Source organism: Curtobacterium sp. PhB146, assembly GCF_004342995.1.
Classification (GTDB): Bacteria; Actinomycetota; Actinomycetes; order Actinomycetales; family Microbacteriaceae; genus Curtobacterium.
The window spans coordinates 328,554-344,248 of record NZ_SMBN01000001.1 but is presented as its reverse complement, the minus strand read 5'-3'; the positions used below and the strand labels follow the sequence as shown (position 1 = coordinate 344,248).

At 67.4% G+C, this 15,695-nt stretch carries 9 protein-coding genes; 8 read left to right on the top strand and 1 reads right to left on the bottom strand.

Annotated features, from left to right (window positions below):
- Positions 1-210 precede the first annotated feature (210 nt).
- From EDF33_RS01635 to rpoC, 3 genes are all read left to right on the top strand, one after another.
- Positions 211-822 (top strand): hypothetical protein, encoded by a 612-nt coding sequence (locus tag EDF33_RS01635; protein WP_132099141.1) that lies wholly within the window; start codon positions 211-213, stop codon positions 820-822.
- 470 nt (positions 823-1,292) lie between these two features.
- Positions 1,293-4,781, top strand: coding sequence for a DNA-directed RNA polymerase subunit beta (gene rpoB / locus EDF33_RS01630; RefSeq protein ID WP_111083490.1), 3,489 nt, complete (start codon positions 1,293-1,295; stop codon positions 4,779-4,781).
- Positions 4,782-4,826: 45 nt separating this feature from the next.
- Positions 4,827-8,708, top strand: a complete 3,882-nt coding sequence (gene rpoC / locus EDF33_RS01625) for a DNA-directed RNA polymerase subunit beta' (protein WP_111083489.1) — start codon at positions 4,827-4,829, stop codon at positions 8,706-8,708.
- A 129-nt stretch (positions 8,709-8,837) separates the two neighbouring features.
- Here the strand turns inward: rpoC and EDF33_RS01620 are convergent, their stop codons facing one another.
- Entirely contained in the window at positions 8,838-9,233 is a 396-nt protein-coding gene (locus tag EDF33_RS01620; protein ID WP_111083488.1) for a VOC family protein, read from the bottom strand.
- Between the two features lie 85 nt (positions 9,234-9,318).
- On the opposite strand from EDF33_RS01620, the gene EDF33_RS01615 reads away from it, so the two are divergent.
- The 5 genes from EDF33_RS01615 to EDF33_RS20655 all read left to right on the top strand — a co-directional run bounded on the left by EDF33_RS01615 (position 9,319) and on the right by EDF33_RS20655 (position 15,624).
- A complete protein-coding gene (locus tag EDF33_RS01615) occupies positions 9,319-10,347 on the top strand; it encodes a GNAT family N-acetyltransferase (RefSeq protein ID WP_132099140.1) in 1,029 nt (342 codons plus the stop codon).
- A 178-nt stretch (positions 10,348-10,525) separates the two neighbouring features.
- Entirely contained in the window at positions 10,526-12,193 is a 1,668-nt protein-coding gene (locus EDF33_RS01610) for an ATPase, T2SS/T4P/T4SS family (protein ID WP_111083486.1), read from the top strand.
- Positions 12,194-12,212: 19 nt separating this feature from the next.
- Entirely contained in the window at positions 12,213-13,736 is a 1,524-nt protein-coding gene (locus EDF33_RS01605; protein WP_123936973.1) for a type IV pilus twitching motility protein PilT, read from the top strand.
- On the top strand, positions 13,736-14,968 hold the full coding sequence (locus EDF33_RS01600; RefSeq protein WP_132099139.1) for a type II secretion system F family protein: 1,233 nt from the start codon (positions 13,736-13,738) through the stop codon (positions 14,966-14,968). Before EDF33_RS01605 ends, EDF33_RS01600 begins: the two co-directional genes overlap by 1 nt.
- Positions 14,969-15,153: 185 nt before the next feature.
- Positions 15,154-15,624 (top strand): prepilin-type N-terminal cleavage/methylation domain-containing protein, encoded by a 471-nt coding sequence (locus EDF33_RS20655; RefSeq protein WP_279388033.1) that lies wholly within the window; start codon positions 15,154-15,156, stop codon positions 15,622-15,624.
- The last annotated feature ends 71 nt before the right edge of the window (positions 15,625-15,695 follow it).

Below are 15,695 nucleotides of genomic sequence, written 5' to 3'. Positions count from 1 at the left end.
TCGATGCGTGCAGTGCCCCACACCTCGCGCGTCCGCCCTCCCGACGTGACCACGACGTGCCGTCGAGCGCCCCCACCGCTCGAGCGTGCGCGCCGTCGGCACGCGTCCGCGTGCCCCTTCCGGTCACCCGCGCGCGCTGGCCGTGATCACATCGCACCCGTCATGTAAAATACGGGATGCAACACTCCGCCGAGCCGCAGGAGACCCGACATGACCGCTGACACGATGAGCGTGCCCACCGCACGCCCGGCCGCACCGACGACCCGCGACACCACGCGCACGACCGCGAGCCGGACGACGCGGGTGCCCCGCGCCTCCCGTCCGGCCCACGCCGACCACGAGGCGGCGCCCACCTGGATGCGTGTCGTCGGCGCGGTCCTGCTCCTCGGTGGCCTCGGCCTGACCGCGGCGGTGACCGCCTGGCCCGGCGACGCACCGGAGACCGCGCTCATCGTTCCGGCGTTGGTCGCCGTCGTGGCGGGCGTGCTGCTGCTGCTCGCACGAGCCGGGTTCGCTGTCACCGACACGCACGTCACGCTGCACTTCCGGCCGCTGCCGCCACGGCGCATCGCACGTCGGCGCATCGCCGACGTCCGACTCGTGGAGGCGGACGCCCGCACCTACGGCGGCGTCGGCCTGCGGATCGGTCGCGGTGTGCGCGCCCTGATCCTCACCCCCGGACTCGGGATCGAGCTCACCGACGACCGTGGTCGCGTCACCTTCGTGCGCACCCGTCGACCCGAGGACGCCTTCCGTGCGCTGGCGGGGCGGCAGGTCCAGCCGGGAGGCGCGGCGCACGTCGAGCGCGAGCGCCTCGGCTGAGCGCACGGCCGGGTCCACTGCGCAGGCCGGGTGCGCAGGCCCGTTGCGGGCCGTTGCGGGCCGTCGCGGGCCGGGCGCGGGCCGTTGCGGGCCGGGCGCGGGCCGGGAATTCCGCGGGCACGGAGCGGCTTATACACGCCACTGCCGAATCTGGTCAAGCCAGGACTGGACAGCACGACTCGGCGCGAACTATGATGGCAGTTCGCGCTCCCTGGCATCCGTGTCGTCATATTGCGGTCGACGCAGAGTTCTGAGTTGGACAAGCTCAACTCGCCCTGGTGCAGCCGGACCCGTATATGGCGGCGGGTCCCGCTCACGGAGATCATCCCACACGTGCACCGACGTTCCGCGTCAGGCACGCGTCGGCGTGGTCGCAGGGCAAGAACTCGCGGGGATCGCCGAGCGATCATCTACTCACCTACATGCTGCTCGTCAGTATCGGCCCGACGGGGCCTACGGAGGTCACACCCTTGGCTGCTGCGCCCAACGCATCCACCAACCCCAAGAACGGTCGCAACCACTCGCGACTCTCGTTCGCCAAGATCACGGACACCCTCACGGTTCCTGATCTGCTCGCACTCCAGACGGAGAGCTTCGACTGGCTCGTCGGCAACGACGTCTGGAAGGCCCGTCTCGCAGAGGGACAGGAGCAGGGTCGCACCGACCTCGCCCTGCACTCCGGGTTGGAGGAGATCTTCGAGGAGATCTCCCCGATCGAGGACCTCGGCGAGACCATGCAGCTCTCGTTCACGGCGCCCGAGCTCGAGGACCCCAAGTACTCGATCGACGACTGCAAGGAGCGCGGCAAGACCTACGCCGCTCCGCTGTACGTCAACGCCGAGTTCATGAACCACATGACGGGTGAGATCAAGACGCAGACGGTGTTCATGGGCGACTTCCCGCTCATGACCGAACGCGGCACGTTCATCATCAACGGCACCGAGCGCGTCGTCGTGTCGCAGCTCGTCCGTTCGCCCGGCGTGTACTTCGAGCGCCAGCAGGAGAAGACGTCCGACAAGGACATCTACTCCGCTCGCGTCATCCCCTCGCGTGGTGCGTGGCTCGAGTTCGAGATCGACAAGCGCGACCAGGTGGGCGTGCGCATCGACCGCAAGCGCAAGCAGTCGGTCACGGTCTTCCTCAAGGCGCTGGGTCTGACCAGCGAGGAGATCATGGAGGAGTTCCAGGGCTTCGCCTCGATCGAGTCGACCCTCGAGAAGGACGCCATCCTCACGAAGGAAGAGGCGCTCAAGGACATCTACCGCAAGCTGCGCCCGGGCGAGCAGGTCGCTGCCGAGGCCGCGCGTGCGCTGCTCGACAACTTCTACTTCAACTCGAAGCGCTACGACCTGGCGAAGGTGGGCCGTTACAAGGTCAACCGCAAGCTCGGGATCGACGCCCCGCTGTCCGACTCGGTGCTGACCGTCAAGGACATCGTCGCGACGATCAAGTACCTCGTGTCCCTGCACGCCGAGAAGACCACGCTGAACGGCGTGCGTGACGGCGAGCCGGTGCAGCTGCGCCTCGACGTGGACGACATCGACCACTTCGGCAACCGTCGCATCCGCGCCGTCGGCGAGCTCATCCAGAACCAGGTCCGCACGGGTCTGTCCCGCATGGAGCGCGTCGTCCGCGAGCGCATGACCACGCAGGACATCGAGGCGATCACGCCCCAGACGCTCATCAACGTGCGTCCGGTCGTCGCCGCGATCAAGGAGTTCTTCGGAACGTCCCAGCTGTCGCAGTTCATGGACCAGAACAACCCGCTCGCGGGCCTGACGCACAAGCGTCGTCTCTCGGCCCTCGGCCCGGGTGGTCTGTCCCGTGAGCGTGCCGGCGTCGAGGTCCGTGACGTCCACCCGTCGCACTACGGCCGCATGTGCCCGATCGAGACCCCGGAAGGCCCGAACATCGGCCTGATCGGTTCGCTCGCGTCGTTCGGTCGGATCAACTCGTTCGGCTTCATCGAGACCCCGTACCGTCGCGTCGTCAACGGCGAGGTCACGAAGACCATCGACTACCTGACCGCCTCGGAAGAGGACGAGTTCGTCGTCGCGCAGGCCAACGCGCCGCTGACCGACTCGTTCCACTTCGCCGACGACAAGGTCCTCGTCCGCAAGAAGGGTGGCGAGGTCGAACTCGTCGCCAAGGGCGAAGTCGACTACATGGACGTCTCGCCGCGCCAGATGGTGTCGGTCGCGACCTCGCTCATCCCGTTCCTCGAGCACGACGACGCGAACCGCGCCCTCATGGGTGCGAACATGCAGCGTCAGGCCGTCCCGCTGCTCCGTTCCGAGTCGCCGCTCGTCGGTACCGGCATGGAGGGCTACACCGCGATCGACGCCGGTGACGTCGTCACCGCCGACAAGGCCGGTGTCGTCTCCGAGGTCTCGGCAGACGCCGTGACCCTGCAGCTCGACGAGGGTGGCACGCAGACCTTCTACCTGCGCAAGTTCGACCGCTCCAACCAGGGCACGAGCTACAACCACCGCGTGGTCGTCTCGGCCGGCGAGCGTGTGGAGCAGGGCGAGGTCATCGCCGACGGTCCCGCGACGGAGAACGGCGAGCTCGCGCTCGGCAAGAACCTCCTCGTCGCGTTCATGCCGTGGGAGGGCTACAACTACGAGGACGCGATGATCCTGTCGCAGAACCTCATCAAGGACGACACGCTCTCCTCGATCCACATCGAGGAGTACGAGGTCGACGCCCGCGACACGAAGCTCGGCAAGGAGGAGATCACCCGTGACCTCCCCAACGTCAGCCCGGACCTGCTGGCCGACCTCGACGAGCGTGGCATCATCCGCATCGGTGCCGAGGTCCGCCCCGGCGACATCCTGGTCGGCAAGGTCACGCCGAAGGGCGAGACCGAGCTCTCCGCTGAAGAGCGCCTCCTCCGCGCCATCTTCAACGAGAAGTCGCGCGAAGTCCGCGACACCTCGCTGAAGGTGCCCCACGGTGAAGAGGGCACGATCATCGGCGTCAAGGTGTTCGACTCGCAGGACGGCGACGACGAACTCGGCTCTGGTGTCAACCAGCGCGTGGTCGTCTACATCGCCCAGAAGCGCAAGATCACCGCGGGTGACAAGCTCGCCGGTCGTCACGGCAACAAGGGCGTCATCTCGACCATCCTCCCGGTCGAGGACATGCCCTTCCTCGCCGACGGCACCCCGGTCGACATCGTCCTGAACCCGCTCGGCGTCCCCGGCCGCATGAACTTCGGCCAGGTCCTCGAGATCCACCTCGGTTGGCTCGCCAAGCAGGGCTGGAACGTCGAGGGCATCCAGGAGTGGGCATCGGCCCTCCCCGAGGCAGCGCACAGCGCCGCTCCGGGCACGAAGGTCGCCACCCCGGTGTTCGACGGTGCGTACGAGCGCGAGATCGAGGGCCTCCTCGACTCGACCCTCCCGAACCGCGACGGCGAGCGCCTGATCGGCTCGTCCGGCAAGGCGCAGCTCTTCGACGGTCGCTCCGGCGAGCCGTTCCCCGAGCCCGTCTCGGTCGGCTACATGTACATCCTCAAGCTGCACCACCTGGTCGACGACAAGATCCACGCTCGTTCGACGGGTCCGTACTCGATGATCACGCAGCAGCCGCTGGGTGGTAAGGCGCAGTTCGGTGGCCAGCGATTCGGTGAGATGGAGGTGTGGGCGCTCGAGGCGTACGGCGCCGCTTACGCCCTCCAGGAGCTCCTGACGATCAAGTCCGACGACATCCTCGGCCGCGTGAAGGTCTACGAGGCGATCGTCAAGGGCGAGAACATCCAGGAACCCGGCATCCCCGAGTCCTTCAAGGTCCTCATGAAGGAGATGCAGTCGCTCTGCCTGAACGTCGAGGTCCTCTCGGCCGACGGCCAGGCGGTCAGCCTGCGCGACAACGATGACGAGGTCTTCCGCGCTGCGGAGGAGCTGGGCATCAACATCTCCTCGCGGTTCGAGTCGTCGTCCGTCGACGACATCTGATCCCGCCCGTACATCGAAGCCTGAATCAAGCAAGAGAGAAGAACATTGCTCGAAGCAACTTCCTTTGACGCCATTCGGATCGGCCTCGCGACCGCCGAGGACATCCGTCAGTGGTCGTACGGCGAGGTCAAGAAGCCGGAGACCATCAACTACCGCACCCTGAAGCCCGAGAAGGACGGTCTGTTCGGCGAACAGATCTTCGGTCCTTCCCGCGACTGGGAGTGCGCCTGCGGCAAGTACAAGCGTGTCCGGTTCAAGGGCATCGTCTGCGAGCGCTGCGGCGTCGAGGTCACCAAGTCCTCGGTCCGTCGTGAGCGCATGGGCCACATCGAGCTCGCTGCCCCCGTCACGCACATCTGGTACTTCAAGGGCGTCCCGTCGCGCCTCGGGTACCTCCTCGACATGGCGCCGAAGGACCTCGAGAAGGTCATCTACTTCGCGGCGTACATGATCATCGACATCGATGAAGAGGGCCGTCACGCGGACATGCCGGGCCTCGAGAACGAGATGCGTCTCGAGATCAAGACCCTCGAGGGCCAGCGCGACTCGATCATCGCCGACCGCCTCAAGAAGCTCGAGGACGACCTCGCAGCCCTTGAGGAAGAGGGTGCGAAGGCCGACGTCAAGCGCCGCACCAAGGACACCGCCGAGAAGGAGATGTCCCAGGTCCGCAAGTCGTTCGACGAGGACATCACCCGTCTCGAGCGTGTGTGGGAGGACTTCCGCAACCTCAAGGTGGGCGACCTCAAGCCCGAGGACGCCGTCTTCCACGAGCTCCAGGACCGGTTCGGGATCTACTTCGACGCCTACATGGGCGCCGAGGCGATCAAGCTCCGGCTCGAGGCGTTCGACCTGGCTGCCGAGGCCGAGGCGCTGCGTCTGCAGATCGCCGAGGGCAAGGGCCAGAAGAAGATCCGTGCGATCAAGCGTCTGCGCGTCGTCAGCTCCTTCCTCGCCACCGGCAACTCGCCGGCAGCGATGGTGCTCGGCGTCGTGCCGGTCATCCCGCCGGAACTGCGCCCGATGGTGCAGCTCGACGGTGGCCGTTTCGCCACGTCGGACCTCAACGACCTCTACCGTCGTGTGATCAACCGCAACAACCGTCTCCGCCGCCTGCTCGACCTCGGTGCCCCCGAGATCATCGTGAACAACGAGAAGCGCATGCTGCAGGAAGCCGTTGACGCGCTGTTCGACAACGGTCGTCGTGGACGTCCGGTCACGGGTACCGGTAACCGCGCCCTGAAGTCCCTGAGCGACATGCTCAAGGGCAAGCAGGGTCGTTTCCGCCAGAACCTGCTCGGCAAGCGCGTCGACTACTCGGGCCGTTCGGTCATCATCGTCGGCCCGCAGCTGAAGCTGCACCAGTGTGGTCTGCCCAAGCAGATGGCGCTCGAGCTCTTCAAGCCGTTCGTGATCAAGCGCCTGATCGACCTGTCGCACGCGCAGAACATCAAGTCGGCCAAGCGCATGGTCGAGCGTTCGCGTCCGCAGGTGTGGGACGTGCTCGAGGAGATCATCCGCGAGCGCCCCGTGCTGCTGAACCGTGCGCCGACGCTGCACCGTCTGGGCATCCAGGCGTTCGAACCGCAGCTCGTCGAGGGCAAGGCCATCCAGCTCCACCCGCTCGTGTGTGCTGCGTTCAACGCGGACTTCGACGGTGACCAGATGGCCGTGCACCTGCCGCTGTCGGTGGAGGCCCAGGCCGAGGCCCGCATCCTGATGCTCGCCTCGAACAACATCCTGAAGCCGTCCGACGGCCGCCCGGTGACCCTGCCCGCACAGGACATGATCATCGGTCTGCACCACCTGACGACCGTCCGCGAGGGCGCCGTCGGTGAGGGCCGTGCGTTCTCCTCGGTCGCCGAGGCGATCCTGGCCAACGACCAGCACACGCTGCACCTCAACGCCATGGCGAAGATCCGCATGACGGGTGTCCACTTCGCCGAGGGTGAAGCTCCCGAGGGCTACGAGCAGGGCGACACCGTCCTCCTCGAGACGACCCTGGGCCGTGCGCTCTTCAACGAGACCCTCCCGGCGAACTACCCGTTCGTCCAGAAGGTCACCGACAAGGGTGTGCTGTCCGCGATCGTCAACGACCTCGCCGAGCGGTACTCCAAGACCGAGACGGCCGCTGCGCTGGACCGGATCAAGGACGCCGGCTTCTACTGGGGCACGCGCTCCGGTGTGACCGTCGCCCTGTCGGACGTCGTGACGCCTCCTCGCAAGAAGGAGATCATCGCGGGCTACGAGATCCAGGCCGCCAAGGTGCAGGGCGAGTTCGACAAGGGTCTGATCACCGACTCCGAGCGTCGCGCCGACCTGATCAAGATCTGGACCGAGGCCACCAACGAGATCGCGCAGGAGATGCGGGACAACTTCCCCGTCGACAACACGATCAACCGCATGGTGTCGTCGGGTGCTCGTGGTAACTGGCTGCAGGTCCGCAACATCGCGGGTATGCGTGGTCTGGTGAACAACCCGAAGGGCGAGATCATCGCCCGCCCGATCATCAACTCGTACCGCGAGGGCCTGACCGTGGCGGAGTACTTCATCGCCACCCACGGTGCTCGCAAGGGTCTTGCCGACACCGCGCTCCGTACCGCGGACTCCGGGTACCTCACCCGTCGTCTCGTGGACGTCTCGCAGGACGTCATCATCCGCGAGGACGACTGCGGTACGACGCGTGGCCTCGAGCTGCCGATCGCGACCGTGGACGCGGACGGCAAGCTGGTCCGCGACCCGCGCGTCGAGAACACCGTGTACTCGCGCACCCTGGCCACCGAGGCCGTGGACGCCAAGGGCACGGTCGTCGCCGAGGCTCGTGAGGACGTCGGTGACGTGCTCCTCGAGAAGCTGCTGGCAGCCGGTGTCGAGAGCATCAAGGTGCGCTCGGTCCTGACCTGCGAGTCGGCCGTCGGTGTCTGCGCGAAGTGCTACGGCCGTTCGCTCGCCACCGGCAACCTGGTCGACATCGGTGAGGCAGTCGGCATCATCGCCGCGCAGTCCATCGGTGAGCCCGGTACCCAGCTGACGATGCGTACCTTCCACACGGGTGGTTCGGCCTCGGCCGACGACATCACCCAGGGTCTGCCGCGTGTCACGGAGCTCTTCGAGGCCCGTACGCCCAAGGGCGCGTCCCCGATCGCCGAGGCCCCCGGCCGCGTCGTCGTAGAGGACACGGACAAGGGTCGTCGGATCATCCTCACGCCGGACAACGGTGACGAGCCGTTCATCTACCCGGTGCTCAAGCGTGCGACGCTCCTCATCGAGGACAACCAGCACGTCGAGCTCGGCGAGCAGTTCATCGCCGGCACCGTCGACCCGAAGGAAGTCCTCCGGGTCAAGGGTGTCCGAGAGGTCCAGAAGCACCTGGTCAACGGTGTGCAGGACGTCTACGGCTCGCAGGGTGTGCCGATCCACGACAAGCACATCGAGGTCATCGTCCGTCAGATGCTCCGCAAGGTCACCGTCGTCGACCACGGCGACACCGACCTGCTGCCGGGCGAGCTCGTCGACCGGTCGCGCTACAACATGCTGAACCGTGCGGCGCTGCAGGAGGGTCGCAAGACCGCCTCGGCTCGCCAGGAGGTCATGGGCATCACGAAGGCGTCCCTCGCGACCGAGTCGTGGCTGTCCGCCGCTTCCTTCCAGGAGACCACCCGCGTGCTCACGCAGGCGGCCATGGAGGGCAAGCAGGACCACCTCGTCGGCCTCAAGGAGAACGTCATCATCGGTAAGCTCATCCCCGCCGGGACGGGCCTCAGCCGGTACCGCGACGTGGACGTGAACGCGACGGAAGAAGCGAAGGCAGAGCGGTACCCCAACCGCATCTTCGCGGACGACTCGTCGTTCTCGGACGCCGACCTGAGCTTCGTCGACTTCGACAGCTTCTCGTCGGACGACTTCACGCCGGGCACGTACAACTGAGTCTGATGTGATCCCACGAAGGCCCCGTCTCCGCAAGGAGGCGGGGCCTTCGTCGTGTCGTCACCACGTGACGGACGGGAGGCGCGGGGCGGGGCCGCCACGGGCCTCCAGTCCGTCAGGCGGGTGCGTCTAGAGCGCGCGGTCCGCGCCGTTGTCGCGTCCCGAACCGCGACCGGTCTCGTCCACGAGGGAGAACAGGCTGAGGACGTTGCCGTCGGGATCGCGGACGTCGAACCAGTTCACGGCGCCGTCGACGCACTCGACCGGTCCGATGTCGATGCCGAGTGCGCCGATGCGGGCGTGCTGCGCCCCGACGTCGTCGACGCCGAACCGGACGCTCACCGGGTTCTCCTCAGCGGAGTCGTCCTCGTAGAGCTGGATCCAGATCCCGCCGACCTCGTACTCGGCGACACCGTCCTCGGGTTCGAGGTCTGGTTCGGTGCGCTCGAAGACGGCGCCGTACCAGAGGCAGGACGCCTCGATGTCGGTGACGGGCAGCCCCACGGTCACGCTCGTGATGTCCATGACTCATCATGGTCCCGGTCGGGCCTGCTCGTCGAGGGGCTTTCCGCGGCGTCTCGCTGCGCGACGGAACTGGCAGGCTGGAGGGATGGCGACCCTGCGCGAACGGATCACGGCCCCGGCACCCCTCTCGTTCCCCACGCCGATCAGCGGCTTGACGTTCCGGGCGGGCGGGCTCGACGACGTCGGCGCGATGCACGCCGTCGCGGTCGCGTCGGCCGCGGTGGACGACCCGCACGCTCGTCCCTCCACAGCCGACCTCGAACGGTCGTTGTCCACCGAGGGGCTGGACGTCACCAGGGACACCGTGGTGGGCGTCGATGCTGGAGGGCATGTGCAGGCCTACGGCATCGTCATCGACGTCCCCTCCCGGGTCACCGCTGCGCGCGCCGTGCTCGACGGGGCGGTCCACCCCGACCTGCGCGGGCAGGGGATCGGACGGCGGGTGCTCGGATGGCAGGTCGGCCGGGCCCGGCAGCGCCTGGCGACGCTCGACGTCGACCTGCCGGCGACGCTCGACGTCGGTGGGCGCCGGGGGTCCTCGGCGCTCCGGCTGGCGGCGCACCACGGCTTCGCGCCGGTGCGCACCTGGCTCGACATGCAGGTCGTGTTCGACGACCGCGGTCCGGACACCGACGGGGTGCCCGTGCTGGCGGACGGGTTCGTCCTGCGGCCCGTCACCGCGGACGACATCGAGCCGCTCCGGACGGCCAAGAACGACGCCTTCCGCGACCACTGGGGTTCCCAGCCGATGGTCGCGTCGGACTGGCGGGGGTTCCTCACCTCGGACAAGAGCCGGCTGGACCTGTCGCGGGTCGTCGTCGGTGCCGACGGTTCGGTCGTGGCGTTCACGATCGTCGAGGTGGAGCCCGACGGGTTCGCTGCCCGGGGCCGTTCGTACGGGTACGTGCACTGGGTCGGCGTCGTGCGTGCAGCTCGGGGGACGGGGCTCGCCCCGATCGTCCTCGACGCCACGCTGCAGGCGATCCGCGCCGACGGGTTGTCCGCGGCGGTGCTGCACGTCGACGCCGAGAACCCGAGCGGAGCCGGGCGCATCTACGAGCGACTCGGGTTCGTCGCCGGCGAGGTCCACGTCACCGCGTCGACGTCGCTCTGACCGTCGCGTCGGGGGTCCTGGACCCCAGTTCTGGGTGCATCCAGACCCCCTCCGCCCCCTCCTTCTGGGACTGCGGCCGACGACTGACGCAGAAGTAGCGTGGTCGAGCGCCACATCCCTGGTGGTGCGCAACCCGACCACGTCTCGCCGCGCGCGAGTCCAAGGAGGCACAGGACTCATGGCGACCCTGTCCGAGATCCTCATCCTGAACGGCGCCCTGCCGATCGAGCACCTCGACTCGATGACGGGCGACGAGGACCTGGACGAGCGCGCGATCCGCGGCCTGGTCGACCAGGGCGTCGTGAGCGAGGCGCAGTTCATCACCGCCCGCGCGGCGTCGAACAACTCCCGCACCGTCCCGTTGACCGACTACCCGGTCGACGGCACCGCTGTCTCGATCCTCCCCGCTGCGCTCTGCCGGCGCCACGGTGTCCTCGGCGTCGGATTCGAGGGCGAGCTGCTCATCCTCGCGATGGTCAACCCGACCAACGTGCTGGCGATCGACGACGCCCGCGCTGCGTCCGGCCGGCCGATCAAGCCCCTCCAGGTCGACGAGCGCGACCTGCTCACCGCGCTCGACCGCTACCTGCGTGCCGACGACGAACTCAACGACCTGACCTCGTCGCTCGAAGAAGAAGCCTCGGTCAGCTCCTCGGCCCAGGTGGACCTGGCCGACGGCGCCCTCGACGACGTCCCGATCGTCCGCTTCGTGAACCTGCTCGTCTCGCAGGCGATCCAGGACCACGCCTCGGACATCCACATCGAGCCCGGTGAGCACGAGGTCCGGATCCGCTACCGCATCGACGGTGTGCTGCACGAGATGGCCCCGGCGCCGAAGAACATCCAGAACGGCGTCATCAGCCGCCTGAAGATCATGAGCGACATCGACATCGCCGAGCGTCGCAAGCCGCAGGACGGCCGCATGTCGGTCCGCCACGGTGGCCGCCAGATCGACCTCCGCGTGGCGACGCTGCCCACCGTGTGGGGCGAGAAGGTCGTCATGCGGATCCTCGACAACACGAACACGTCGCTGACCCTCAAGGACCTCAACCTCCTCGAGCAGAACTTCCAGGCGTACCAGCGGTCGTACTCGAAGCCCTACGGCATGATCCTGGTCACCGGGCCCACCGGCTCCGGCAAGTCCACGACGCTGTACACGACCCTGAACGCGGTCGCGAAGCCCGAGATCAACGTCATCACGGTCGAGGACCCGGTCGAGTACCGGATGGCCGGCATCAACCAGGTGCAGGTCAACCCGAAGGCCGGGCTGACCTTCGCCTCGGCGCTGCGCTCGATCCTGCGATCCGATCCCGACGTCGTCCTGCTCGGTGAGATCCGCGACCACGAGACCGCCCAGATCGCCATCGAGGCATCTCTCACCGGCCACCTGGTGCTGTCCACCCTGCACACGAACGACGCCCCCTCCGCCGTGACCCGACTCACCGAGATGGACATCGAGCCCTTCCTGGTCGGCTCCGCGTTGGACTCCGTCGTGGCCCAGCGTCTGGCGCGACGGCTGTGCGACCGGTGCAAGGCCCCCGCCGTGTACGAGGCCGAACAGCTCCGCACCCTCGGGTTCCTGCGCCCCGGCGACGAGGTCCCGGCGTTCTTCGCCCCCATCGGCTGCGCGGTCTGCTCGAACACCGGGTACCGCGGCCGCATCGCCCTGCACGAGGTCATGACCGTCACCGAGGAGATCGAACGCCTCGCCGTCTCGCGCGCCTCGAGCGCCGAGATCAGCCGCGTCGCCCAGGCGCAGGGGATGCTGACGCTCCGCCAGGACGGCTTCGAGAAGGTCAAGCTCGGTCTCACGAGCGTCGACGAGATCCTGCGCGTGGTCGCGTAGTCACGAGAGAGCGCAGCAGATGACCGACTCCGTGTACGACATCACGCACCCCGGCGACGAGCCCGTCGCCGGCTGGCACCCGGGCAACCCCGGCACCGAGGTGGGCTCCCGCCGTGCAGCACGCCTGGCTGCCGCCGCAGCGTCGGCCCCTCCGGAGCAGGTGTACGACCTCGGGGACGACACCGCCGGCTGGCCGGCACCGTCCGGGTCGCCCGTCGCCGTGCCCGTCGCGCAGCCGCTCGCCGCTCCGGCGACGCCGCCCGCCGGGGTGCCGTCGTCGATCGCGACCTACGGCTACGCCGAGGCGCCGACGCAGCAGCTCCCCACGGCTGGCGCCCCGGCACCGACCGCCACGATCGGCGGCGACATCGAGTTCTCCCGCCACGCGCGCGAGGTCGCCGACCCCGACCTGATCACCGCGCTCGCCCAGGTCGTGTACCAGGGCGCGTCCGACCTGCACGTCACCGCCGACGCCCCGCCCACCGTCCGCGTCGACGGCTCGCTCCGTCCCGCAGTCCCCGGGGGCGCGTGGTCGCGCGGCAAGGTCATCGCCGCACTCAAGACGATGCTGTCGGTCGAGCAGGCCGGCCAGTTCGACCAGGAGCAGGAACTCGACTTCGCGTACTCGCTGTCGCCGGAGTACCGCTTCCGCGTGAACTTCTACCAGCAGCGCGGCAACTGGGGTGCGGCCTTCCGCATCATCCCCACCAAGATCAAGACGCTCAAGCAGCTCGGCATCCCCGAGCACGTCGGCGACTTCGCCGGCCTGCCCCGCGGACTCGTCCTGGTCACCGGCCCGACCGGCTCCGGCAAGTCCACGACCCTCGCCGCCCTGATCGACCTGGTGAACGAGAGCCGGGCCGACCACATCGTGACGGTCGAGGACCCGATCGAGTTCATGCACGAGCACAAGAAGGCGATCATCAACCAGCGCGAGGTCGGTGCCGACACGCACTCCTTCGCCGCCGCACTGAAGCACGTGCTGCGTCAGGACCCCGACGTCATCCTGATCGGGGAGCTCCGCGACCTCGAGACGATCTCGGTCGCGCTCACCGCGGCCGAGACCGGTCACCTGGTGTTCGCCACCCTGCACACGCAGAGCGCCCCCGGCACGATCGACCGTGTCATCGACGTCTTCCCGCCCCACCAGCAGGGCCAGATCCGCACGCAGCTCGCGGCGACCCTGCAGGGCGTCGTCTGTCAGACCCTGGTGCCGAAGGCCAACGGCGTCGGCCGGGTGGTCGCCACCGAGATCATGACGATCACCCCCGCCATCGGCAACCTGATCCGCGAGGGCAAGACCTACCAGATCACGTCCGCCATGCAGGCCGGCCGTGACCTGGGCATGCACACCATGGACCAGGACCTCGCCGAACTGGTCAACGTCGGCACGATCTCGCGCAAGGCCGCGATGGACAAGGTGCACGACGAAGAGGGCTTCGACCGGCTGGTGCAGCGCGTCGAGTCCCCGTCCGACTCCTCGGCAGCCGCGATCGCCGCCAGCGGGATCGACTTCGGCGACAAGTTCTCCGGAGGCTACTGATGTCCCTCGCATTCGACTACCGCGGGCGCGACGGTGCCGGCAAGCTCGTCAAGGGCCGTCTCGACGCCTCGTCCGAGGGCGCGGTCGTCCAGCGGCTCCGGGGCATGGGTGTCTCGCCGATCGCGATCACGGAGTCCAAGGCCGGCACCGGCCTGCAGACCGAGATCAAGATCCCCGGGTTCGAGAAGGGCGTCGGGCTCAAGGACCTCGCGATCATGTCGCGGCAGGCCTCGACGATGCTCACCTCGGGCCTCTCGCTGCTGCGCGCGCTGTCGATCCTCGCCGACCAGACCGAGAACAAGAAGCTCAAGGACATCCTCGGCAAGGTCCGCGACGACGTCGAGCGCGGCGTCTCGTTCTCCGACGCGGTGGCGAAGTTCCCGGTCGACTTCCCGCCGATCATGATCAACATGATCCGCGCGGGCGAGACCGGTGGGTTCCTCGACCAGGCCATGGACTCCATCGCCACGAACTTCGAGAAGGAGCACAAGCTCCGGACGACGATCAAGTCGGCGATGACTTACCCGGTGGTCGTGCTCGTGATGTCGCTCCTCGCCGTCGCGATCATGCTCATCTTCATCGTGCCGATCTTCCAGGACATGTTCTCGTCGCTCGGCGGCAAGCTCCCACTGCCGACGATGATGCTCGTGTACCTGTCCCACGCCATGCGGTACATCGCGATCCCGCTCGCGATCGCCATCGCGGCCTTCTGGTTCTGGTGGCGTGCGAACAAGAACACCGACCGGGTCCGCGCCTTCGTCGACCCCATCACCCTGAGGCTGCCGGTGTTCGGACCGCTGCAGAAGAAGATCGTCATCGCACGGTTCTCCCGGAACTTCTCGAACATGATCGGCGCCGGCGTGCCCATCCTGCAGGCATTGCGCATTGTCGGCGAGGTCTCGAACAACTTCGTCGTGAAACGCGCGCTCGACAATGTCGCAGAAGCCGTGCGAAAAGGCGAATCAATTGCTGAGCCATTGTCCAAGGAAGCAGTCTTCCCGGCGATGGTGACGCAGATGGTCGCTGTCGGTGAAGACGCCGGATCGCTCGAGATCATGCTCGAGAAGATCGCGGTGTTCTACGACGCCGAGGTCGAGGCGACCACTGATGCCCTGACATCGCTGATCGAGCCGCTGCTGATCGCGTTCCTGGGTGTCGTCGTGGGTGGCATGATCATCGCGCTCTACATGCCGATCTTCCAGATCACCAACGTCGTCCAGAACGCCTCCTAGTCATTCCACCCCCAGTGCGGGGGAGGTGCGCAATTGCCGCATCCCCCGCACTGGGGGTGTTTTGCGCCCTGGTTGCCCCCCGTTCTCGGGATTACCCGGTGGATTCGCCGCCAATACGCTGATGTGCGGCGGCCGAGCAAGCCCCGAAATTCAATTCATCCTCATTCCCGCAGAATGGAACAATCATGTACTTCGCTCTCATGGGCAAGCTCGACGCTCGCCGCAAGGGTCTCCTCAAGGACGACGAGAAGGGCTTCACCCTCATCGAGCTCCTGGTCGTCGTCATCATCATCGGCATCCTCGCCGCGATCGCCATCCCGGTCTACATCAGCGTGCAGAACAACGCGAAGAACTCCGCTGTGAAGTCCGACATCTCCAACGCGAAGACCGCGGTCGTCACTGTGATGACGAACGGAGCGACGAGCACCCTCCCGGCATCTCTGACCGCGGATCAACTCACGTCGGGCGACTACAAGGCCGCGGGGAGCACCTCTGGCGTTGACACGACCCTGACCTACACGGTGACCACCGACAAGAGCGCGTTCTGCATCCAGGGGAAGAGCACTTCCACCGGGAAGACCTTCGGCGCCACCGACGCGTCGGGCGTTGCTGAGGGTACGTGCAGCGCAGGCGTCTTCACGAAGGCCTCCTCGTAACCAGTCCCGGATGGGCTGTGGTCCCCGGATCGCAGCCCTTCTGGGCGTCTCGGCAACCGACACGAGGAAAG

Bases quoted from the DNA above. Each gene is read 5' to 3' on its own strand.
- EDF33_RS01615 (WP_132099140.1), top strand. From the start codon at position 9,319: ATGGCGACCCTGCGCGAACGGATCACGGCCCCGGCACCCCTCTCGTTC.
- EDF33_RS01635 (WP_132099141.1), top strand. From the start codon at position 211: ATGACCGCTGACACGATGAGCGTGCCCACCGCACGCCCGGCCGCACCG.
- EDF33_RS01605 (WP_123936973.1), top strand. From the start codon at position 12,213: ATGACCGACTCCGTGTACGACATCACGCACCCCGGCGACGAGCCCGTC.
- EDF33_RS20655 (WP_279388033.1), top strand. From the start codon at position 15,154: ATGTACTTCGCTCTCATGGGCAAGCTCGACGCTCGCCGCAAGGGTCTC.
- EDF33_RS01610 (WP_111083486.1), top strand. From the start codon at position 10,526: ATGGCGACCCTGTCCGAGATCCTCATCCTGAACGGCGCCCTGCCGATC.
- EDF33_RS01600 (WP_132099139.1), top strand. From the start codon at position 13,736: ATGTCCCTCGCATTCGACTACCGCGGGCGCGACGGTGCCGGCAAGCTC.
- EDF33_RS01620 (WP_111083488.1), bottom strand. From the start codon at position 9,233: ATGGACATCACGAGCGTGACCGTGGGGCTGCCCGTCACCGACATCGAG.